A 19,712-nucleotide genomic window follows, 5' to 3' on the forward strand; every position below is an offset into this window, starting at 1 on the left:
GTCTGCTGCTTTTCTGCTGCTGTGTGCCTGCCAGCCCATAGGGCCGGAACATCTCCAGAATGATCAGCTGGCTTATTCCCGGGCACTGGGGGAAGTGCAGAAGCGTGAGATGCTGCTCAATATCGTGCGGCTGCGTTATGGCGAGCCGCCTGCGTTTCTTGACACGACACAGGTGATTGCCGGTTACAACTTCTCCCGCAGTGTTTCGGGGGGGTACTATGGCTATCCGGCTTCTGCTGTCAGCAATTACCTGTTTGGAACGGGGACACTTTCCCAGGCGGAAAATCCGACCATCACCTATCAGCCTCTGACAGGTGAGCAGTATGCGGAAAATGTGGTGCGTCCCATTTCGCCCACGGCCATCATGCCGCTCAGTCTTGGTGGCATGGCCATCGACACTCTCCTGCGGCTGACGGCACAGTCCATTGATGGATTGTCCAATGTGCGGGGTGTCGGGCCATTCGGGGGTGGGTCCGTGCGGTTCTACCTGCTTCTGCATGACCTGCGCCAGCTTCAGCTGGCCGGGGCGATGACGGTACGTATTTCTACCGATGACCCGGCTGCCTCCGGCAAGGGGGGGAAATCGGGTACTGGCAGTGCAACCGGTCAGGGGAATGGCAATGCCGGGTCCGGCAATGGTGGCGGGGGATCAGGCAATACGTCTGGCGAGCATATCTATCTTGTGCTGACAACCACGGCGGACAGCAATCTTCAGGCCATACAGGGGGAGGTACGCCGCCTGCTGCATCTGGAGCCCAATACGGCGGAGGCGGAGATCGTCTATGGGCCATATCCGAAGAAACAGGGGCAGATCGCCATTCTCACACGGTCCATGCTCGCCATGCTGACCCAGCTTTCCTATGAGATGGAAGTGCCGGAGAAGGATGTCCGCTCCGGCAGGACCCTGCCGACCATCGGGCAGGTTGGCATCGAGAGCCGCCCTGAGGTTGCCATTCATTCCGGCAGGAATGAACCTGGGGAAAGCTATGTTTCCGTTTTCTATAAAAAGTGCTGGTACTGGATTTCCGATACGGATTTCCGTAGCAAGGAGGCATTCACCATGGTGCAGGTCCTCAGTACCCTTGCGGCAACCAGTCATGGCGGCGGTGCCGTCGTGACGATTCCGGCAGGGTGACCGGGCACGGGATGGGTGTGGACATAGCGGAAAAATGGTCATGAAGCAGAAACCGGTGATCCTTCAGATTCTGCCGGCATTGGGTATTGGCGGCCTTGAGCGTGGCGCCATCGACATGGCCGAAGCCATAAGTCAGGCCGGTGGCCGGGCGCTCGTGGCGGCGGAGAGTGGAGCTCTGCTGTCCCGTCTGCGGTATGTCGGTGGTGAGCATGTGGAGCTGGCGTTTCGCAAGAGGATGTCCCTGCGGTATTTTTTCAGCCGGGTGAAGGCCTTGCAGACGCTGATCCGGCAGGAGGGGGTCGATCTTGTCCATGCCCGGTCCCGGTATCCGGCTCTTGTGGCGGTTGTGGCCTGCCGCCGGGAGAAAGTGCCGTTGGTGACGACCTGGCACGGTGACCACCAGACGAATTTCTGGCTCAAGAAGTTCTATAATTCCGCTCTGGTACGGGGGCAGCGTGTCATTGCCGTTTCCGAGCATATCGGCGAGAGACTGCGGCATGATTACAGGGTTGGGGAGGACAGGCTGCGCATCATCCCCCGTGGCAGTGATCCGGAGATTTTTTCCCCGGGGGCGGTGAAAGGCCTCCAGATGCAGACGCTGCTGGAGCGCTGGCGAATTGGTGAGGAAAGCCGCATCATTCTCATGCCCGGCCGCATGACCCGCTGGAAAGGACAGGAATGTCTGATCGAGGCTCTTGGCTATCTGGCCACCCATCATCCGGGGCTGGACTGGGTCTGCGTCATGGTCGGGCCAGGGGAGGACAGTAGCTATGCCCGGATGCTGCACAGGATGGCCGAGGAGCGGGGCATAGCGACTCGTCTGCGTTTTGCTGGTCCCTGCCGGGACATGGCAGCGGCCTACCGGCTGGCGCATGTTGTGACGGTGCCTTCTCTCCGACCTGAGCCCTTCGGGCGGGTGCCGGTGGAAGCACAGATGATGGGCTGCTGGGTGATCGGCTCGGCCCGTGGCGGCCTGAAGGAAACCATACAGCATGGTGAAAGCGGGACGCTTGTTCCGGCGGGGGACCATCGGGCGCTGGCCGGTGCCCTGAGGGAAGTGCTGGACGTGCCACCAGAACTTATGGCAGAGCGGCAGGACGAGATCCGTGCCCATGCTCTTGCCCATTATACCAAGCAGCACATGCAGCGGGCGACGCTGGGCGTGTATGATGAGCTGCTTCCTGCTGGCTTGCGGGAAGCGTTTGTGCGCTTTCATGAGGAGAGGGATGCAGGTTCATGAAGCCTGAACAGGAGAGAAAGACCGGCGAAGCCCCCATGACAGCACGGCAGGAGCGCCAGCTGCGGGAAGCCCAGGCCCTGCGGGCCAACCTTCTGCGTCGCAAACAGCAGCAGCGCAGCCGTCCGGCCGTGTCTGGGCGTGTAACAGCCTCTGCCAGCCAGGGGGATCGCTGAGTGACCAGCCCGCGTCTGCCACTGCCATCGCGGCAGGAGGTTGCCCTCGGCATCATCACGGTGTTGTGGGGGGGGACCTACTACATCATCCAGATGGCGCTGAAGACTAGCGGTCCTCTGTTTTTCATCGGGGTCCGGTTCCTTATCGCTGCCCTGTTTGTGGTCTGTTTTGTCGGGCGCAAGCATATCATGCAGGGGATTCCACGTTCGGAGATATGGCGTGGCGGGCTGATCGGTATCGTGCTGGCTTTCGGTTACATCTGTCAGACGATCGGGCTGATGAGCATCACCAGCAGCCGTTCTGCCTTTCTGACAGCTCTCTATGTGCCGTTGGTGCCGCTGCTTCAGTGGATCATCCTGCGCAAGGCTCCGAGCAGGAGTGGGATTGCCGGCATTTTTCTTGCCTTCGTTGGGCTGGTTCTGCTGGCCGAGCCGTGGAAGACCGGCCTGACCATGAGCACGGGTGACGGCCTGACCCTGCTGGGGACTTTTTCTTACGCTTTTGAGATCATCTGCGTCGGGCTGTTCGCTCTTCACACGGATAGCCGCCGCATGGCGTTTGTCCAGCTTGTGGCGGGTGGACTTTTTGCTTTCTGTGCCATGCCGGTAATGGGAGAGCATGTGCCCGCCTTCAGCTGGGGCTGGATGGGGTGTGCGCTGGTGATGGGCATTGTGAGTGCGGCTACCCAGCTGGTGCTCAACTGGGCGCAGAAAACGGTCTCTCCCACCAAGGCGACCCTCATCTATTCCAGTGAGCCGATCTGGGGGGGGCTGGTTGGCTGGGTGACGGGTGACGTGTTGACGATGACCACGCTCATTGGGGCTGGTTTCATTGTGGCTGGTGTGCTGGCCAGTGAGGTAAAACCCCGCTGGCCCCGCTTCCGTCGGACGTTGCGTGGTGGTGCTGTGCGTGAACTGCCTTCGGAGAGGAAGCGTCGCCGTCGGCTCAGCATGTCTGAGCTGGTGATCCGTGGTTCATCGGGGGATTGACCCCCTCCGGGCCGTTCCTCCGCTTTGCGCCGGGGCAGACAGATGATATGACAGGGCAGGCCCGGCTGGTCGGGTCTGTCTCTGTCCGGGGGCGGTCTGTCCCTGTCAGGTTTTTGTCGATTTTCAGTAAGACATCACCATCCACAAGGGAGAACGGCCATGTCGATCATGCCTGACCACTGGATACGCCACATGGCGCAGGAACACGGCATGATAGAGCCGTTTGTCGAGGCGCAGAAGCGTGAGAAGGTCATTTCCTACGGGTTGTCCTCCTATGGGTATGATGCTCGTGTCGCTGATGAATTTCACATCTTCACAGATGTTGACAGTGCCGTGGTGGACCCCAAGAATTTCTCTGCTGACAGTTTCGTGACACGCCGCGGGGACATCATCATCCCGCCCAACAGTTTTGCACTGGCCCATACGGTGGAATATTTCCGCATCCCCCGTGATACGCTGGTCGTGTGCCTTGGCAAGTCCACCTATGCCCGCTGTGGGATCATCGTCAATGTCACACCGCTGGAGCCGGAATGGGAGGGGCAGGTGACCATCGAGATCAGCAATACCACCCCCCTGCCAGCCCGTATCTATGCCAATGAGGGCATCTGCCAGTTTCTGTTTTTTCAGGGAGCCAGTCCTTGTGAAGTCAGCTATGCTGACCGTGCCGGAAAGTATATGCGCCAGTCCGGTGTAACGCCCCCGCGGCTTTAAAATTCAGACAAGCAGAGAACCTCATCCAGCCCGTGAGGCAGGGTGATGGGATGAGGTATGGAGAGAGACAGATGGATTATTTCCTGATCGAAGGTGGCCACCGTCTTGAGGGGCGCATTTCTGTTGGTGGGGCCAAAAATTCGGGCCTGAAACTGATGGTGGCCGCCCTGCTTTCCGAAGGGCCTCTCATCCTTTCCAATATTCCCGATATTGCGGATATCCGTACCATGCGGACCCTGCTGGGGCAGCTGGGTTATGACGTGGTGGAGATTGATGGTCCCCGGCAGCTCAGCCTTGGTGGAACCATCCAGTCGGTAGAGGCTCCTTACGACATCGTGTCCCGGATGCGGGCCTCCATTCTTGTTCTGGGACCTCTGCTGACCCGTATGGGAGAAGCCCGTGTCTCCCTGCCGGGTGGGTGTGCCATCGGGACACGCCCGGTGGACCTTCATCTCAAAGGACTGGAGGCCCTGGGCGCCGAGATCACGCTGGAGGGGGGGTACATCAATGCCAGAGCGCCCAATGGCTTGAAGGGCGGGCGTGTCGTGCTGCCATTCCCCAGTGTGGGGGCGACGGAGAATGTTCTCATGGCAGCCACGCTGGCCCGTGGCACGACGGAGATCGTCAATGCTGCCCGGGAGCCGGAAATTCTGGACCTTGCCAACTGCCTCAATGCCATGGGGGCGAAGATCACCGGGGCACATTCCGGCACCATCATGGTAGAGGGGGTGGAGCAGCTTCATGGTGCTCGTTACTCCGTCATGCCAGACCGCATCGAGTGTGGCACCTATGCCTGCGCCGTGGGCATGACGGGTGGGGATGTCCTGCTGGAAGGTGGCCGCATGGTAGATCAGGAAGCGGTTGTCTATGCGCTCCAGCAGGTTGGCGTGGATGTTACGGAAGAGGCTGATGGCTTGCGGATACGGAGTGAGGGAAAGCTGCGGGGGCTGGACCTGACAACCGAACCTTACCCCGGTTTCCCGACCGACATGCAGGCGCAGTTCATGGCCATGCTCTCTGTAGCGGAGGGAGCGTCCATGATTACGGAAACGATCTTCGAGAACCGTTTCATGCATGTGCCGGAACTGAACCGCATGGGGGCCAACATCACCATCCAGGGGCGGTCAGCCGTGATCCGTGGGGTGGAACGCCTCTCTGGTGCCAAGGTGATGGCCACGGATCTGAGGGCATCTTTTTCACTGATCCTGGCTGGCCTCGTGGCCGAGGGTGAGACGGAACTGAGCCGTGTCTATCATCTCGACCGTGGGTATGAGCATGTGGAGAAGAAGCTCTCCGCCTGCGGGGCCAAGATCAGGCGTGTGAAGGTTTCTTCAGACGCCGCATGACGCTGGGCACGTCCGTTACGACCTCGTAGAGGGTTTCTGCCCCTGCATCGGCGAAACCCTGTGCCTGCGTGGCCTGCAGCAGGGCGATGAGCGGGTCGGCCCAGCCATTGGTGTTGAGAATGATGATGGGCCGCTGGCTCAGCCCCAGCTGGCGGTTTACGAGAACCTCCATGAATTCGTCGAATGTGCCAAACCCTCCGGGGAGGATGATATAAGCGTCAGCTTCTTCGAATAGCCGGGCTTTCCGGCTGGGCATGTCTTCTGTCACTTCCAGGTCTGTGACGCCTTCATGCAGGATTTCCTGCGCTTCCAGAAAGCGGGGAATGATGCCTTTTACGGTACCGCCGGCCAGCAGGGTAGCATCGGCCACGGCGCCCATCAGGCCAGCAGTCCCGCCCCCATAGACGAGAGTGAGACCCGCCTCCCCCAGGGCTGTTCCGAGGGCACGGGCTACCTGCATGTGAGCCGGATCGTGCCCGGGGCGTGACCCGCAGAAGACGGAGCAGGAGCGGATGGTCATGATGGACTGTTTCCTCCGAACAGAAAAATGCCGGGCAGAGAAGACTGTGCCCGGCATTCTGGCAACTGGCAGGCCCCCGCTGGGGGAGGAACCGGGAAAGGCCCCCACCCAGCAGGCGGCTGTTGGTCAGGCAGCGTTTTTCGGCACACCACATCCCGGAATACGGGAGAAGATGGCACTGAAGGCGATACCACTGATGCAGAGCACACCAGCCACGGCAAACATGACACCCCAGCCCATGTGGTCACGCAGACCGCCCATGAACCAGCTGGAAATCACGATGGTCAGGTCGGTGAAGATGGAGTAGGCGGCGATCAGGATACCGTGGAACTCCGGCCCATCGGTACGGACGGCCATGGTGCCCATGGCGGGGAAGAGCAGGGAGAAGCCCGCACCCGTCAGTGCAGCACCGATCAGGCCACCCGTGGGGTTGTGCACCAGGCAGAAGACGGCCATGGCAATGGCTTCCGTCACCAGGGACATGTAAGCGATCGGCACACCGCCATGCTTGTCGATCTGGCCGGAGACGAAAATACGCATGAAGATGAAGCAGGCAGCGAAAACGCCGAAGGCCACACCCAGGCCAGCCCAGTGGTTATCCGTGTAATACAGGGCCAGGAAGCTGTTGACCGTACCAAAGCCGACAGACCCGGCAGCCAGAGCGGCACCATACGGCAGCACTTTCTTGACGGCGAGGGCGAAGGACATCGGCTTGCCTTTGCTCGGCAGCGGCTTGATGGCTTTGTAGAAGGTCAGCAGGATGATGCCGCCAATACCCAGCAGGGTGGCAAAAATGCCAACGGGCAGCAGCCGGATGTTCGGCAGGAGGCCGCTGAGGAACTGGCCGACGGTCACGCCAACAGCGATACCACCGTAGGAGGTGACACCGTTCCAGGAAATGGCGACGGAGGAGTGCGCAGGGCCGACGCGGCGCAGGTTCCATGTCGTGACGGAGGTGGAGGTGCAGCTCTCGGACCAGCCGATGAAGAGACGGCTGATGAGGGCAATGCCCAGGGCCACATAGCGGGACGTGTCATTCAGGCCCATGAAGCTGGGGATCAGAGCCGCAAGGCACATCAGCAGGCCGGAGATGGTGCAGAAGATGAGACCATACCGCAGAATGGCCTTGGGGCCATGCACGTCAATGCGATGACCGACGATCACACGCCCCATGGCGGTACCGATGTACTGCAGGGAGATGGTGCTGGCGGCAATGGCTGTGCTGAAACCCAGCGTGTTGTGCACGAACTGGGCACCAATGATGGCATTGGGCAGCCCGATGACAAAATAGACAAGGAGGTTGAACAGGACTACGGGCATGACCCGCATGGTCGGCGAGCACGTATAGGTTGCGTCTTCATCAGACATGGGCGTCCCCTTTGCAGTTTCCGCAAGCCGTGCCCACCTGGTAACTGTAACCGGCACAGCCTTTCTTGGTTATCGACCATAGGTGAGAAAGCCTTTTGCGTCACGGGGCAATGATTTGCCCAGCTTGCATAGTTATGAATGGCTGCCATGCAGGGATGTCAGTAGGATGATATCTGGCTGGTTGGGGTAAAGCGTTTCACTTTTTCTTCTTCACCATGATACAGGGCGGCCTGATCACGATGATGAGCGACCGGCCATTGCTGCGAAGGAGCCGATGATGATTGATGATGCGGTAAAGAAAGCCTGTGAGGATGCAGGCTACCAGATTCTTTCTTCCGAGATGGTTTATGAAAACCCATGGACTGCGGTGCGGGAAGACAGGATCATCCATCCTGGTGGCAGGAAGGGCCTGTACGGCGTTGTCGAACGGGGGACGTTTGCCGTCATCATGCCCATGCATGCTGATGGTCGCCTGACACTGGTCCAGCAGTTCCGATACCCGGTGGGAAAGCGGCTCTGGGAGTTCCCCATGGGCATGTGGGAGACACGGCCGGATGCAGATGCCACGGAGCTTGCCCTTGGTGAGCTGCGGGAGGAAACGGGCCTGCGTGCCGGTGAGTTGATCCATGCAGGGACACTGTATCAGGGAGCTGGATACTCCACGCAGATGGGGCATGTTTTTCTGGCCCGGAATCTTGTCCGTGGTGAGGCCGAGCGGGAAGCGACGGAAGCCGACATGAAGGTGAAAGACATCCCGCTTGCCGAGTTTGAGCGCATGATCGTGGAAGGGGAGATGACCTGCATGGTTACGCTGGCCGCCTATGCCCAGATACGGGCCCGGGGTCTGCTCTGAGGAGTCCCGTTCCGTTGCGGGCGGCAGTCCGTCCCGCTCTTCTGGTCCTGCTTCTGGTGGGAGGGCCGCTGCTTTTGTGGCGGATTCCGGCCATCCAGCATGGGCTGGGACTGATGCGGGAGTGGGCCGGGCAGCCTTATGCGGCCCTGCGGGTCCTGCCGCTGGCCGTGCTGTATTGTGCTTTTGGTCTGCCCCGGCAGGCACTTTGTTTCGTGCTGGGAGCGGGGTTTGGCATTGGCATCGGGGTGGTGGAGGCCAGCCTGGCCTATGGGGCCGGTGCCCTGCTGGGCTATGGCTGGGGGCGGCTCTGGCGGTGGAAATGCCCGGTCAGGGCGGTTTACGTGCCGTGGTTCATCCGGGCTGGACAGCGGGCTCCATTCCGCATGGTGGCCTGTGCCCGGCTGCTGCCGGTCGGGTCTGCCCTCCTGGTATCGGTCTCGTCTGGCATGGCGGGGCTTGCAGTTGGCCGGTTCCTGCTGGCGACCATGCTGGGAGGATTGCCCCAGAATCTGGTTTTTCTTCTGGCTGGCAGGGGTGTAGAACTACGCCATGGCTGGGCACTGGTTACCGCCGCCGTGCTGGCACTTCTTTCCGCCGTGTTGGGAGGCTGGGTATTACGCGGGTTTCACAAAGAGATGAGATGGGAAAGGCAGGATAGCGGAGCATGAAGACGTCACAGCATGGCTTTTTTGAACATGCCCTGATTGGCAAATCGCTTATCAAGGGTGGGAAGATGCCTTTCTGGCTGCCGATCCTTCTGGGAACGCTGACGGCGGTTGGCCCTGTCTCGACAGATATCTATCTGCCGGCCCTGCCAGAGATGGAGCAGCAGCTTGGTTCCGCACCGGGAACGGGCAGCCTGACGATGGCGGCCTGGGTGGCGGGGCTGGCCATCGGGCAGATCATTGTCGGGCCGGTGACGGACCGCTTTGGTCGTCGTCGTCCGCTGCTTGTGGGTACCCTGTTCTATGCTCTGGCCGCAGCAGGCTGTGCCCTTTCGACCTCCATGCCCATGCTCTGTTTCTTCCGGGCTTTTGCCGCCCTGATGGGGGCTGCCAGCCTCGTGGTGCCCAATGCCTGCGTCAGGGACCTGACAGTCGGTGACGCCACGGCGAAGATGATGTCCCGCCTTATTCTCATACAGGGTGTCGTGCCCATTCTGGCGCCGGCTCTGGGTGGTTTTGCTCTCCAGTTCATCAGCTGGCGGGACATTTTCTGGGCAACGTCCCTTTATGGTGTAGTGGGGCTGCTGGCGGTCTTCCTTTTCCTGCCAGAAACACTGGATGGCGAAGACCGTCACCCCATGCGTCTCTGGCCCATTATCGTCCGGTATGGGCAGACCCTGAAGGACAGGAACTACCGCTTCAATGCGCTCATCTGGATGGTGCAGGGATTCGTCATTTTCACCTATCTGACGGCTGCACCCTTCCTCTTCGAGAGCGTGTATGCGTTCACGCCGTTCCAGTATGGCGTGCTGTTTGGCGTGATGGCGGTGTGCATGATCGGTTCGTCCCAGATCAATGCCTGGTTGCTGAACTACTATCACAGCCGGACCCTGCTTCGGGCCGGGCTTGCCATCAGCTGCGTCGGGGCGGTTGTACTGCTGGGGCTGGCCATCTGGTCTGCACTGGATGTCGATGCGGCAGGGCATCTCAGGCACATCTATCTCTGGCCACTGTTCGGGGCGATGCTCTGTGCGCTGGGGCCGGGGGGATGCATTGGCCCCAATGCCATGGCCGGTGCCCTGCTGACACAGGGGCGCAATGCCGGTGTCGCTACCGCTCTGGCGGGGACGGGGCAGTATGTGTTCGGTATTCTGGCCAGTGTCATGTTCTCATGGCTGCCGGTGGGTACGGCGATCCCGATGGGGGGAATGCTGCTGGCGGCTTTCCTCCTCATGATCCTGTTTGCCCGCATGGCTCCCTGATGGCAGCAAGGAGAGCCTTCCCTTTCAAAAGGACGGCACAAGGGCCTATAAGGGGGGCTTCGTGCATATCATGACCTGCAATGTGAAGGCCTGCCATGTCCTTTGAAGACCCTGCTCCGCTGGATTTGAAACAGTATATCCGTGAAGTTCCGGATTTTCCGAAACCGGGCATCCTGTTCTATGACATTTCCACCCTGATCCGGAATCCGGAAGCGTGGCAGGTGGCTACGGGGCGTCTGGCGCAGGCGGTGGCCCGCTTCCAGCCAGACCTTCTGGCAGGAATCGAGAGCCGTGGCTTCCTCACGGCAGCTCCGCTGGCAACCCGCCTCGGCTGTGGTTTCACCATGCTGCGCAAGCCGGGCAAGCTGCCGGGCAAGACCATTTCCCACAGATACAGCCTCGAATATGGTGAGGATGAGCTGCACATCCAGGCGGATGCCGTCCGTCCCGGCCAGCGTGTGGTGGTGCTGGATGATCTTCTGGCAACCGGCGGTACGCTGGCTGCTTCCATCGACCTTCTGCGCAAGGCTGGGGCCGAGGTTGTCGGAGCTTCCGTGATGATCGAGCTGCTGGCTCTGGGAGGCCGTGGAAAGGTTGACGTGCCGGTCACGTCCCTTCTGACATACGAGGACTGAGCCGGGACAGGGCCTACAGGAGGCAGCATGATGTCGGATTCCCTGCCCGTGACGGCGGTCCTGCCGGCTTTGCTGGAGGCACTGGCTGCTGGCTCCAATGCCGTGCTGGTGGCCCCGCCGGGTGCCGGGAAGACCACGGCCGTGCCGCCTTTTCTGCTGGAGGCTGCGCCTGACTGGCTGGGGGATGGCCGTATCCTGCTTGTGGAGCCACGGCGTGTGGCCGTGCGGGGAGCGGCCCAGCGCATGGCGGCCTTGCGGGGTGAAGCCCCCGGCGGGGTGATCGGCTATCGCACCCGCATCGACAGTGCCGTTTCGGCCCGGACCCGCATTGAGGTCGTCACGGAGGGTCTGCTGGTCCGCCGCCTGCTGGCAGACCCCCTGCTGGATGGCGTATCTGCCGTCCTGTTTGATGAAGTGCATGAGCGGTCACTGGATGGCGACACGGCTCTGGGGTTCTGCCGGGACATGCAGCAGAGCCTGCGGCCGGAGCTGCGGCTCGTGGCCATGTCCGCCACGTTGGATGCGGGCATTTTCACGACCGCCCTTCAGGCCCCGCTGATCGAGAGTGACGGACGGCAGCACCCGGTGGAGGTCCGCTACCGGCGGGACATTGCCCATCTGCGTGATCTGCCGGAGAGCTGTGCCCAGGCCGTGGCACAGGCCTGGCGGGAGGAAGAGGGCTCCATTCTGGCGTTCCTGCCTGGGGTGGGAGAAATCCGCAGGGCGCAGGCCAGTCTTCAGGGACTTCTTGGGGACCGGGTGCCTGTCCATCCTCTGTACGGGGAGCAGTCGGTGGAGGATCAGGCCCGTGCGCTGGCTCCGGAGTCCGGGCGGCGTATCGTGCTGGCGACATCCATTGCCGAAACGTCCGTGACGGTTCCCGGTGTGCGTGTGGTGGTGGATGGTGGCTGGCGGCGTCTGCCCCAGCGTGATGCCGGTACGGGCCTGCCCCGCCTTCATACACGGCGCATTTCCCGGGCAACGGCGGAACAGAGGGCAGGCCGTGCGGGGCGTCAGGCTCCCGGTATTGCCATCCGTCTCTGGTCTGAAATGACCCAGCGTAGCCTGATTGTGCAGGAAGTCCCCGCCATAAGGGAGGCGGACCTGTGTGATTTTGCCCTCGTGACGGCAGCTTGGCAGCAGGCGATGGGCACGGCCCCGGCGGCTCTGTCGCTCATCGAGCCAGCCCCGGAGGGGGGACTGGCCGCAGCGCAGTCCCTTCTCCAGTTTCTGGGGGCTCTGGATGGTCAGCGGGAGCTGACGGTTCTGGGGCAGCGGATGGTCGGGTTTGGTACGCATCCCCGGCTGGCTGCGATGCTCTGCGCTGCCCGGACGGTGGAGGAGATGGCCGTGGCGGCCTGTCTGGCGGCCCTTCTGGAAGAACGTGATCCGCTGGGCGGTCGTGGGGGCCGGGGAGGAGAGGCCTCCGCTGACCTCCGGCTGCGTCTGAAACTCTTCATGCAGGATGATGCCCGTGTTCCCAGGCATGTGTTGCGGCAGCTCCGCCATGCTGCGGGGCGGTTCCTGCGCCGGGCCGGGCAGGGGACAGGGCAGGATGGTCTTGCGGACCTCGTGAGCGATGGGCTGACGGGTCACGTCGCGGGACGTCTGGTGGCGGCGGGGTTCCCTGACCGTCTGGCACAGCGGACCAGTGCCGATGGACGGTACCGTCTGGCAGGAGGTGGCAGTGCCCGCTTGGGGGCGACAGACCCGCTGGTGCAGGAGGACCTTCTGGCTGGGGCGGCCTTCCATGTCCGCAAGGGGACGGACATGACCCTTGCGGCTCCGGTCACGTTGGAGACCCTGCCCGATTCCGTACAGGCCAGCCTGAAGGAACAGCGGGAACCGGCCCTTGATGGTACATCGGGCAAGGTTATTGTCCGGCAGAGGCTGCGGCTGGGCAATCTGGTGCTGAAGGATCGTAACGTCCCCCCCGAGGCGGAAGACATCACGGCGGCCCTTCTGGCGAAGGTGCGGTCTGATCTGGCCCGGCATCTGGACTGGTCGGCGGCGGCCCGCCAGTTTCAGGCCCGTGTCGCTCTGGCCCGGACGCATTATGCGCCCCATCTGCCTGATCTGTCTGACGAGGCTCTGGCCGAGGACATGGAGTGGCTGGAACCGTGGCTTGCGGGACTGGACCGGCTCACACAGATTCAGGAGCTGGACCTTGTGGCCATTCTGGCCAGCCGTCTGTCCTATGAGGACAGGCAGGAGCTGGACCGCCAGCTTCCGTCCCATGTGACTCTGAAGGTCGGGCGCCGGCGCATTGATTACACGACGGTCGTGCCATCCCTTTCTGCCCGGGCGCAGGACTTTTATGGCACCACGGCCCTGCCGCAGCTGGCAGGTGGCCGGGTGCCGCTCCATGCTACCCTGCTGTCCCCTGCCGGACGGCCACAGGCCGTGACGGCGGACCTTGCCCAGTTCTGGACGTCAGGCTGGCTGGACATGCGGCGGGACATGCGGGGGCGCTACCCCAGACATAAATGGCCCGAAAATCCCGCCGAGGAGGCTTGAGGCCGCTCAGTCTCCGGTTTTCTGTCTCCGGTGGTTCGAGTATGTGCTGCTTCGGGGAGGAGAGGCCATCATATGGTATCGCCCACACGGGTGGATTGTATGACGAGGGGCAGGACCTGCTCGTGATATTGGTCCTTGCGGTAAATGTTCTTCACCATGTGGGGATTGAGGCCCTTCGCCAGAATGTTTTCCATCCTGATGTCGAATTTGTTCAGGTTGTTGAAGACGACTCTTGTGAACAGGATGGGGCCGGTCACTTTCAGTGTTGCCACGCTGCCCGTGCTGTGCAGGTTGGGCGTGTAAAGGAAGATGTTGGCGATCAGCTGGTTGATGACCTTGGCCATAAGAGGATGGCCCGGCGCACAGATGAGACACCATATGGGGAATTCACCCCCTTCAATGTGGGACAGTTCGGCTTTTTTGCCCCATTCGAAGTATTGGGGCAGGCTCCAGTCCCATTGTGAAATGATGAATTGGTCGTCATCACGGATAATGGAGGATAATGGCCGGCTGCTGCCCGATTTCATGTCCAGATAGACGCCGCCATGCTGATACAGGCAGAGATATCTGAAAAAATCCGCCTGTGCTGCGCCATAGAGGCGGTTCAGCCGCAGATAGACACTCAGCACGTCCCATCCATAATGGGTATGGATGAAGTCAATGCGGTCTTTTTCTGAATAATACCGGTACTCCCAGTCCTTATTCATTGTTTTCAGGGACGTTATGTTTTCAAGATAGCCTGTTTCCGGGTGAAGGGCATTGTCTGTCTGGTGGATGATGTGCGGTATATGGGGAGAAAAAGGTTTTTCCTGAACGAATTTGAATGGAATGCTCGAGAGGCGTCTGAACTCTTCCCACCAGTTGGCCTTGTTGGCGAAGCCGAAGGTGCCTTCGGGGCGGGCGGACAGGAAATTGCCGTCTTTCAGCAGGACGAACGTATCATCCTTCGGGTTCAGGACGGTGATGCCATGTGCCGTCAGCTGTTCATGGGTGGGGAGGCAGGCCCTGTAATGTTCGATGTCGCAGAAATCGACATGCCTGAACTCATCATTCTGGATGATGAGAACCGTAAAGAAATACGTCACGAAAATCGGGTGATGCAGGGCAATTGCATTACGTTCGCTGTGGGCTGTCATGTATCCGTCCTTCTGGCGCATCCGGCATGTCTTTTTCAGGTCTTCAGGAGGTGGGGGGCATGGCTGTTTTCAGCCCGTGCTGTCTGAATGCTGGGTCTTTCCTGACCTGCCTTACCTGCCCTGAAAATGAAAGAAAAGTAAACTGCCACGGAGACCGGGTCCCTGCAAGTATTTTGCAAGGTGGAGACGGGGTGTTTTCTGCTGAGGCGGGCTGATATGTGGTACAGCCTGAAGGTCAGGAAGGTGCTTTCAAACGGGATGGAGTGTGGTAGGGAGTGGAAGACTTGAAGAGACATTGCGGCAGCCGTGCCGCAGTGAGGGGAGCGCATGTGAATGCAGCCGGTTATGAGGCACTTGGTCTGGTCTGTCCTGCTGCCGGCGGCCGTGGGGAGCATGGTGGCTGCGGGCGTATGCCTGTGGTGGGTGCCTGGTGGGGAAAAGGTTCCCGAGCCGATAAAGAACACGAGCCTGTATAAAGCGGTCCGTCATCCGCCTGTCCCGGTATCGTCTCCGCTTGTGCTGCCGCCTGCTGCCACACCGGTGGGGGCCTTACCCGTGGGTGTGAACCATGAAGCGCCCGCTTTGCGGGAGGCGTTGAATCTGCCCAGTTTTGCGCCGCTGGTCCATCAGGTCATTCCGGCGGTGGTGAATATTTCAATCTCTCATGCGTCATCCTCGGCGGATGAGGATGATGAGGGAGAGCCTGATACGGCCTCTCCGCCTGCCAGCCAGGAGCAGCGCCGGGCTTCACCGGCCCCCCGGAAGAAGCATCGTCTCCGGCATCATGTGACGGGCAAGGGGCATCACATGCTGCATCCGGCTGATGACGAGCTGACAGGGGCCGGATCCGGTTTCGTGGTGGATGCTTCTGGCATCATCGTGACGAACCGGCATGTCATCGGCCACGCCACGAGGATCATGGTGTCCCTGTCTGACGGCCGCTCCCTGCCCGCCCACAGCCTGGGGGATGACCCGATGACGGATATTGCCGTCATCAAGGTGGATAGCCCGACACCGCTGCCCTGCGTTTCCTGGGGGGACAGCCGGCAGGTGGAAATTGGGGACTGGATACTTGTGGCAGGCAATCCGTTCGGGTTCGGGTCGTCAGTGACGGCGGGCATTGTTTCTGCTGTCGGACGTGATCTGGGCAGTGGGGCGCTGGATGACTTCATGCAGCTGGATGCCCCCATCAATCCGGGCAATTCTGGTGGGCCTGCTTTCAATCTCCAGGGGCAGGTCGTGGCAATGAACGCCGCTATTGCGTCCCCCAGTGATGGTTCCGTGGGGATTGGCTTTGGTATTCCGTCGGAAATCGTGGCGCCTGTCGTGGAGGCCATCCGCCAGACGGGCCATGTGGAACATGGCTGGCTGGGTGTGACGCTCAACGATTCCAGTTTCCCCATGTGGGTGGAGGATGTGGATCCTCACGGAGCGGCATGGCGGGGAGGCCTGCGGAAGAAGGATGCCATCCTGGCGATTGGCAACATCCCGGTGCATGATGCCCGGACGGTGTTGCGCAGTGTTGCGGCAGCCCATCCCGGGACGGTTTTCAATTTCACCATAAGGCGGGAGGGCAAGATCATCACCCTCCCGGTTGCGCTGGGCAAGCGCCCCACGACGGTTTTCTAGGGCTGGCTGCCCCTCCATCAGGGTGCAGTCGGGGGTTCCCTGTCTGCCAGACGGGCCTGGGCGCTGACGGTGACACGGACGGTCTGCATTTCTGCCGTGCTCTCCGGTGCTGCGGCAGCGCTGCGGGCTTCGGCCATCATGAGCATTGGGCCTGCGGGGTGGAGCGGTTCAAAACCATCTGCGCCGTGGCTCCCGATACGCACACGTTCCAGACCAATCAGGGTCTGGCCCAGAGCGGCGGCATCTTCCTCGGCCTGCTGGCGGAGTTTTTTCAGGGCCCCCAGACGGGCCTGCTTTTCCAGCTTTTCACGGGTCTCGGGGTTGAGAGTCCATTGCATGTCCTCAAGGCCCAGCCCCAGTTTCTGAAGTTTTTCGGCCAGAGCAAGCAGGCCGTCACGGTTCTGGCTGCTCAGGGTCAGGCTCTGGCGGGCAACCCAGCTGCGTTTGTCATGAGGACCATATTCCTGCCCGACCGTGTAAGTCTCCGCCGTACTTTTCACGTCCGGCTGATCTTTCAGGATGGCCATGGCACTGCTGACAAGCTGGTTGAGGTGCTGCTGGGTGCCGGTGGGAGAACTGCCCTCCGTTCTGGCTGAAAAGCGTATGGAGAGCGTATCTGCCTTTGCCTGTGCTTCATCAGAAACGGCAAAGGCGAGCAGCGTACCATGTGGGTGTGGCGGCTCTGGCGGGATCATGGCAGGGGGTTCGCCATCGGGGATGGTTGGTGCCGGGGGAGCTGCCATGGCCACGCTGCCTAGCAGACATCCGGTGGCCAGTGCAGTCAGGCCCGTGAATTTCAGCGAACGATGGAGGGTCATTGGTGGGAGCCTTCCTGATTTTTCAGCAGAACAAGTGCGCGCCGCAGGCGGCCTATGCCCGCCCGTATGTGGTTCTGCTGGCAGAGTTCCTGCCCTTCTTCCTGAAGATGCCGTGCATCATCCATGGCCCCGACGGGAACATCATGAGGCATGCGCATCTTTTCTGCCAGATGCTCGCTGAGCTGGGCGCAGTAAGCCTGGCTGTCGCTGGTGATGACAAGGTCCTGCGCAGGGGTGGAGGGTTCTTCTTCCGGCAGCAGTGACCCCCAGGCGTGCCCCGGCCGGAGCGGCATCTGGGCCAGCAGGAGAAGGACAGTGAGGAAGAAAACGGTGCGCATGGTCATCAGACTATCACAGCTTGTTTGCCCGGAAGATGGGCGAGGAATGAAGATTTGGTAACAGGCCTGACGGGACGGTGTCTCATGGTGTGGTTTCCGCCGGAGTGGTGCTTCTGCCGGTCCGTTCTGCTTCTGGCAGAAGGGGCAGGAAGAGTGTGACTTTCAGGCCGGGATTGGCCTGGGTAAGGGTCAGACGGCCATGATGCAGGCTGGTGACGGCCTGTACCAGAGAGAGGCCAAGGCCGGAGCCTGGCGTGTTGCGGGCGCTTTCAGCCCGGAAGAAGCGCTCGTGGGCGCGCAGTATGTCGGCATCATTCATTCCCGGCCCCTGATCCCGGACGCTGATCTCGAGTCCCTGTGGTTTTTTCTCCGCGCCGCTGCCCGGGGCTGTTCCGGCCATGACGGGATGGGCGCTGAGGGTCAGCATACTGTTTGGTGGGGAGAATTTTATGGCATTGTCCAGCAGGTTGGCCAGTGCCTGCTGGAGCATTCTTTCATCACCAAACAGGGAGGGCAGAGGGGTGACATCCAGTGCCAGGCTCAGCCCGGCATCCTCTGCCGAGGCTTCGTAGAGTTCAGCCATGTTGGACAGGAGCTGGTTGAGGTTGACGGTCGTGAAGGCCGAGCGGCGTGCTCCTGCTTCTATCTGGGCGATCCGAAGGAGGGCCTCGAAGATGCCGGTAATGTGGTCCAGGTCCCCGATGGCCCTGTCCACGGCCGTGCGCAGTTCATCGGGTGAGGTGGCAGAGAAGAAAGCTTCTTCCAGCTGGTTGCGGGCCCGGGTTATGGGGGTGCGCAGGTCATGCGCAATGGCGTTGGAGACCTGGCGGACGCCCTCCATCAGCCGGTTGATCCTGTCCAGCATGGTATTGACCGTTTCGGCGACGAGATCGGTTTCACTGCCTGTCAGGGCGATGCGGTGGTTGAGGTCGCCATTGGCTACGGCAGAGGCTGTACGGGCGATGGAGCCAACCATGCGGCGGAAGAGGTCCCGTACCACCAGGGCGCCGCCCACGGCCAGCAGGGAGATCATGACGGCACACCAGATGAGCGTGCGGGTGATGACAGTGCTGAGGAGGGTGCGGCCCCGTATGTCGTGCCCGACAATCAGCTTGAAGCCATGCGGCAGGGTATAGGCCTTGAACTGGGCAGGCGTCGTGAAGGTGTAGCGGCGGATGGTCAGCTCGTAAAAGTGGTTCATCTTTTTGACGGCCACCGGCCAGCCCGGCAGGTTGCCCGCCATTCGCCGCCCATGGCGGTCTATCAGCAGATAGAGGGCGTCATCATCAATGTTCTGTTCCAGCCTGTCATTGATGGCCTCACTCAGGGCGGGGGCCCCGCCGTGCCCCCAGCGGTGCCGGAGTTCCTGCGCATCCGTCTCGATGAAGGCACGGACATGGTCGTTCAGCAGGTTTGTGCTGCTCCACCAGATGAAGGAGAGAAACAGCGTGGCCGAAATGAGAAACAGGACACCATAGCCCAGAGCAAAATTGATGCCCGCCGAGCGGATGGGCCAGCGCCGTTTTCCGTTCCGGCTGTGGAGGAGAGGGAGTCGGAACAGGTGGCGGCGGGACAGACGGCGGTATAGGGGTGTCCTTTCCTCTGCCATGGTGTTGGCTGTCAGTCCTGCGTGGGGCGGAGGATATAGCCTGCATTGCGGACCGTGTGGATGATGGCCGTCTCAAACGGCTTGTCCACTTTCTGGCGCAGGCGGGAGACATGGACATCAATCACGTTCGTCTGCGGGTCGAAGTGATAGTCCCAGACTTTCTCCAGCAGCATCGTCCGGGTGACAACCTGCCCCGCATGGCGGACGAGAAACTCCAGAAGGCGGAATTCACGGGGCTGGAGATCGATTTTCTGCCCATCACGGCGGACTTCGCGGGAGAGGAGGTCCAGCGTCAGGTCGCCTACGGTCAGGGATGTTTCCGGGGCGGATTCATTGTGGCCCCGGCGCCCCAGGGCTTCCACACGGGCCAGAAGCTCGGAGAAGGCGAAAGGCTTCGTGACATAATCATCCCCGCCGGCCCGCAGCCCATCCACCCTGTCATCCACGTCGGAAAGAGCGGAGAGCAGCAGCACGGGGGTGTTGTTCTTCTGGCCACGCAGGGTTTCAAGGATGTTCAGCCCGTCAATGCCACCGGGGAGCATCCTGTCGAGGATGATGATGTCGTATTTCTCGCCAATGGCCAGATACAGCCCATCCTTGCCGTTGTCGGCCTGGTCCACGTTATGGCCAGCTTCTTTCAGCCCCTTGAGGACAAAGGAGCGGACAGTCGGATCATCCTCAACCAGTAGAATACGCATTGGTCCTGCCTGTTTTCCTGATATGCTGCGTGGTGTATCGTTGTGGGGCAGGATAGCGGCAAGCCGGGG

Annotated in this window: 19 protein-coding genes; 12 read left to right on the forward strand and 7 right to left on the reverse strand. The window is 61.1% G+C overall.

Features of this window, described 5'->3' with window-relative positions:
- Positions 1–109 precede the first annotated feature (109 nt).
- The 6 genes from DTJ15_RS00660 (at position 110) to murA (ending at position 5,595) form a co-directional block, all read left to right on the forward strand.
- Positions 110–1,135, forward strand: coding sequence for a hypothetical protein (locus DTJ15_RS00660; RefSeq protein WP_081563344.1), 1,026 nt, complete (start codon positions 110–112; stop codon positions 1,133–1,135).
- 40 nt (positions 1,136–1,175) lie between these two features.
- A complete protein-coding gene (locus DTJ15_RS00665; RefSeq protein WP_081563343.1) occupies positions 1,176–2,375 on the forward strand; it encodes a glycosyltransferase family 4 protein in 1,200 nt (399 codons plus the stop codon).
- Positions 2,372–2,548 carry a hypothetical protein gene (locus DTJ15_RS00670; protein WP_166651588.1) on the forward strand — a complete coding sequence of 59 codons (177 nt, stop codon included), beginning with the start codon at positions 2,372–2,374 and terminating at the stop codon, positions 2,546–2,548. The genes DTJ15_RS00665 and DTJ15_RS00670 overlap by 4 nt, the downstream gene beginning before the upstream one ends.
- A complete protein-coding gene (locus DTJ15_RS00675; RefSeq protein ID WP_227431401.1) occupies positions 2,549–3,538 on the forward strand; it encodes a DMT family transporter in 990 nt (329 codons plus the stop codon). It begins immediately after the preceding gene.
- 159 nt (positions 3,539–3,697) lie between these two features.
- Positions 3,698–4,249 carry a dCTP deaminase gene (gene dcd / locus DTJ15_RS00680; RefSeq protein WP_043558674.1) on the forward strand — a complete coding sequence of 184 codons (552 nt, stop codon included), beginning with the start codon at positions 3,698–3,700 and terminating at the stop codon, positions 4,247–4,249.
- A 71-nt stretch (positions 4,250–4,320) separates the two neighbouring features.
- Positions 4,321–5,595, forward strand: coding sequence for a UDP-N-acetylglucosamine 1-carboxyvinyltransferase (gene murA / locus DTJ15_RS00685; protein ID WP_043558672.1), 1,275 nt, complete (start codon positions 4,321–4,323; stop codon positions 5,593–5,595).
- Here the strand turns inward: murA and DTJ15_RS00690 are convergent.
- Both DTJ15_RS00690 and DTJ15_RS00695 read right to left on the reverse strand, forming a co-directional pair.
- Positions 5,561–6,115 carry a TIGR00730 family Rossman fold protein gene (locus DTJ15_RS00690; RefSeq protein WP_249109201.1) on the reverse strand — a complete coding sequence of 185 codons (555 nt, stop codon included), beginning with the start codon at positions 6,113–6,115 and terminating at the stop codon, positions 5,561–5,563. The two genes, murA and DTJ15_RS00690, sit on opposite strands and share 35 nt — an antisense overlap.
- A 126-nt stretch (positions 6,116–6,241) precedes the next feature.
- Positions 6,242–7,483, reverse strand: a complete 1,242-nt coding sequence (locus DTJ15_RS00695) for an MFS transporter (RefSeq protein ID WP_249109202.1) — start codon at positions 7,481–7,483, stop codon at positions 6,242–6,244.
- A gap of 274 nt (positions 7,484–7,757) precedes the next feature.
- On the opposite strand from DTJ15_RS00695, the gene DTJ15_RS00700 reads away from it, so the two are divergent.
- The 5 genes from DTJ15_RS00700 to hrpB all read left to right on the forward strand — a co-directional run bounded on the left by DTJ15_RS00700 (position 7,758) and on the right by hrpB (position 13,415).
- Positions 7,758–8,336, forward strand: coding sequence for an NUDIX hydrolase (locus DTJ15_RS00700; protein WP_043558668.1), 579 nt, complete (start codon positions 7,758–7,760; stop codon positions 8,334–8,336).
- A gap of 14 nt (positions 8,337–8,350) precedes the next feature.
- A complete protein-coding gene (locus tag DTJ15_RS00705; protein ID WP_086441433.1) occupies positions 8,351–9,004 on the forward strand; it encodes a TVP38/TMEM64 family protein in 654 nt (217 codons plus the stop codon).
- Positions 9,001–10,263 (forward strand): multidrug effflux MFS transporter, encoded by a 1,263-nt coding sequence (locus DTJ15_RS00710; protein ID WP_249109203.1) that lies wholly within the window; start codon positions 9,001–9,003, stop codon positions 10,261–10,263. Before DTJ15_RS00705 ends, DTJ15_RS00710 begins: the two co-directional genes overlap by 4 nt.
- 95 nt (positions 10,264–10,358) lie before the next feature.
- On the forward strand, positions 10,359–10,898 hold the full coding sequence (locus tag DTJ15_RS00715; protein ID WP_043558665.1) for an adenine phosphoribosyltransferase: 540 nt from the start codon (positions 10,359–10,361) through the stop codon (positions 10,896–10,898).
- A 30-nt stretch (positions 10,899–10,928) separates the two neighbouring features.
- On the forward strand, positions 10,929–13,415 hold the full coding sequence (gene hrpB, locus DTJ15_RS00720; RefSeq protein WP_249109603.1) for an ATP-dependent helicase HrpB: 2,487 nt from the start codon (positions 10,929–10,931) through the stop codon (positions 13,413–13,415).
- A 68-nt stretch (positions 13,416–13,483) separates the two neighbouring features.
- Here hrpB and DTJ15_RS00725 read toward each other — a convergent pair whose 3' ends face one another.
- The gene (locus DTJ15_RS00725) at positions 13,484–14,551 is read right to left on the reverse strand and encodes a glycosyltransferase family 32 protein (protein ID WP_249109204.1); all 1,068 of its coding nucleotides are present in this window, start codon (positions 14,549–14,551) and stop codon (positions 13,484–13,486) included.
- Between the two features lie 345 nt (positions 14,552–14,896).
- Here DTJ15_RS00725 and DTJ15_RS00730 point away from each other — a divergent pair, with 345 nt between their 5' ends.
- A complete protein-coding gene (locus DTJ15_RS00730; RefSeq protein WP_227656456.1) occupies positions 14,897–16,180 on the forward strand; it encodes a S1C family serine protease in 1,284 nt (427 codons plus the stop codon).
- A gap of 17 nt (positions 16,181–16,197) precedes the next feature.
- Here the strand turns inward: DTJ15_RS00730 and DTJ15_RS00735 are convergent, their stop codons facing one another.
- The 4 genes from DTJ15_RS00735 to DTJ15_RS00750 form a co-directional block, all read right to left on the reverse strand.
- On the reverse strand, positions 16,198–16,998 hold the full coding sequence (locus DTJ15_RS00735) for an SIMPL domain-containing protein (RefSeq protein WP_156878796.1): 801 nt from the start codon (positions 16,996–16,998) through the stop codon (positions 16,198–16,200).
- Complete coding sequence (locus tag DTJ15_RS00740) at positions 16,995–17,342, reverse strand: hypothetical protein (protein WP_227449758.1); 348 nt, start codon at positions 17,340–17,342, stop codon at positions 16,995–16,997. Before DTJ15_RS00740 ends, DTJ15_RS00735 begins: the two co-directional genes overlap by 4 nt.
- 76 nt (positions 17,343–17,418) lie before the next feature.
- Complete coding sequence (locus DTJ15_RS00745) at positions 17,419–18,945, reverse strand: HAMP domain-containing sensor histidine kinase (protein ID WP_086431722.1); 1,527 nt, start codon at positions 18,943–18,945, stop codon at positions 17,419–17,421.
- A gap of 11 nt (positions 18,946–18,956) precedes the next feature.
- Positions 18,957–19,643, reverse strand: coding sequence for a response regulator transcription factor (locus DTJ15_RS00750; protein ID WP_043558662.1), 687 nt, complete (start codon positions 19,641–19,643; stop codon positions 18,957–18,959).
- Positions 19,644–19,712: the final 69 nt, after the last annotated feature.

The sequence above is a fragment of the Parasaccharibacter sp. TMW 2.1891 genome (assembly GCF_023337675.1).
In the GTDB taxonomy this organism is placed as follows: domain Bacteria; phylum Pseudomonadota; class Alphaproteobacteria; order Acetobacterales; family Acetobacteraceae; genus Bombella; species Bombella apis.

Coding starts and splice junctions, on each gene's coding strand:
- DTJ15_RS00660 (WP_081563344.1), top strand. CDS start 110: ATGCTGCTCAATATCGTGCGGCTGCGTTATGGCGAGCCGCCTGCGTTT.
- DTJ15_RS00750 (WP_043558662.1), bottom strand. CDS start 19,643: ATGCGTATTCTACTGGTTGAGGATGATCCGACTGTCCGCTCCTTTGTC.
- dcd (WP_043558674.1), top strand. CDS start 3,698: ATGTCGATCATGCCTGACCACTGGATACGCCACATGGCGCAGGAACAC.
- DTJ15_RS00715 (WP_043558665.1), top strand. CDS start 10,359: ATGTCCTTTGAAGACCCTGCTCCGCTGGATTTGAAACAGTATATCCGT.
- DTJ15_RS00710 (WP_249109203.1), top strand. CDS start 9,001: ATGAAGACGTCACAGCATGGCTTTTTTGAACATGCCCTGATTGGCAAA.
- DTJ15_RS00700 (WP_043558668.1), top strand. CDS start 7,758: ATGATGATTGATGATGCGGTAAAGAAAGCCTGTGAGGATGCAGGCTAC.
- DTJ15_RS00665 (WP_081563343.1), top strand. CDS start 1,176: ATGAAGCAGAAACCGGTGATCCTTCAGATTCTGCCGGCATTGGGTATT.
- DTJ15_RS00690 (WP_249109201.1), bottom strand. CDS start 6,115: ATGACCATCCGCTCCTGCTCCGTCTTCTGCGGGTCACGCCCCGGGCAC.
- hrpB (WP_249109603.1), top strand. CDS start 10,929: ATGTCGGATTCCCTGCCCGTGACGGCGGTCCTGCCGGCTTTGCTGGAG.
- DTJ15_RS00670 (WP_166651588.1), top strand. CDS start 2,372: ATGAAGCCTGAACAGGAGAGAAAGACCGGCGAAGCCCCCATGACAGCA.
- DTJ15_RS00730 (WP_227656456.1), top strand. CDS start 14,897: ATGAGGCACTTGGTCTGGTCTGTCCTGCTGCCGGCGGCCGTGGGGAGC.
- DTJ15_RS00745 (WP_086431722.1), bottom strand. CDS start 18,945: ATGGCAGAGGAAAGGACACCCCTATACCGCCGTCTGTCCCGCCGCCAC.
- DTJ15_RS00740 (WP_227449758.1), bottom strand. CDS start 17,342: ATGACCATGCGCACCGTTTTCTTCCTCACTGTCCTTCTCCTGCTGGCC.
- DTJ15_RS00725 (WP_249109204.1), bottom strand. CDS start 14,551: ATGACAGCCCACAGCGAACGTAATGCAATTGCCCTGCATCACCCGATT.
- DTJ15_RS00695 (WP_249109202.1), bottom strand. CDS start 7,483: ATGTCTGATGAAGACGCAACCTATACGTGCTCGCCGACCATGCGGGTC.
- murA (WP_043558672.1), top strand. CDS start 4,321: ATGGATTATTTCCTGATCGAAGGTGGCCACCGTCTTGAGGGGCGCATT.
- DTJ15_RS00735 (WP_156878796.1), bottom strand. CDS start 16,998: ATGACCCTCCATCGTTCGCTGAAATTCACGGGCCTGACTGCACTGGCC.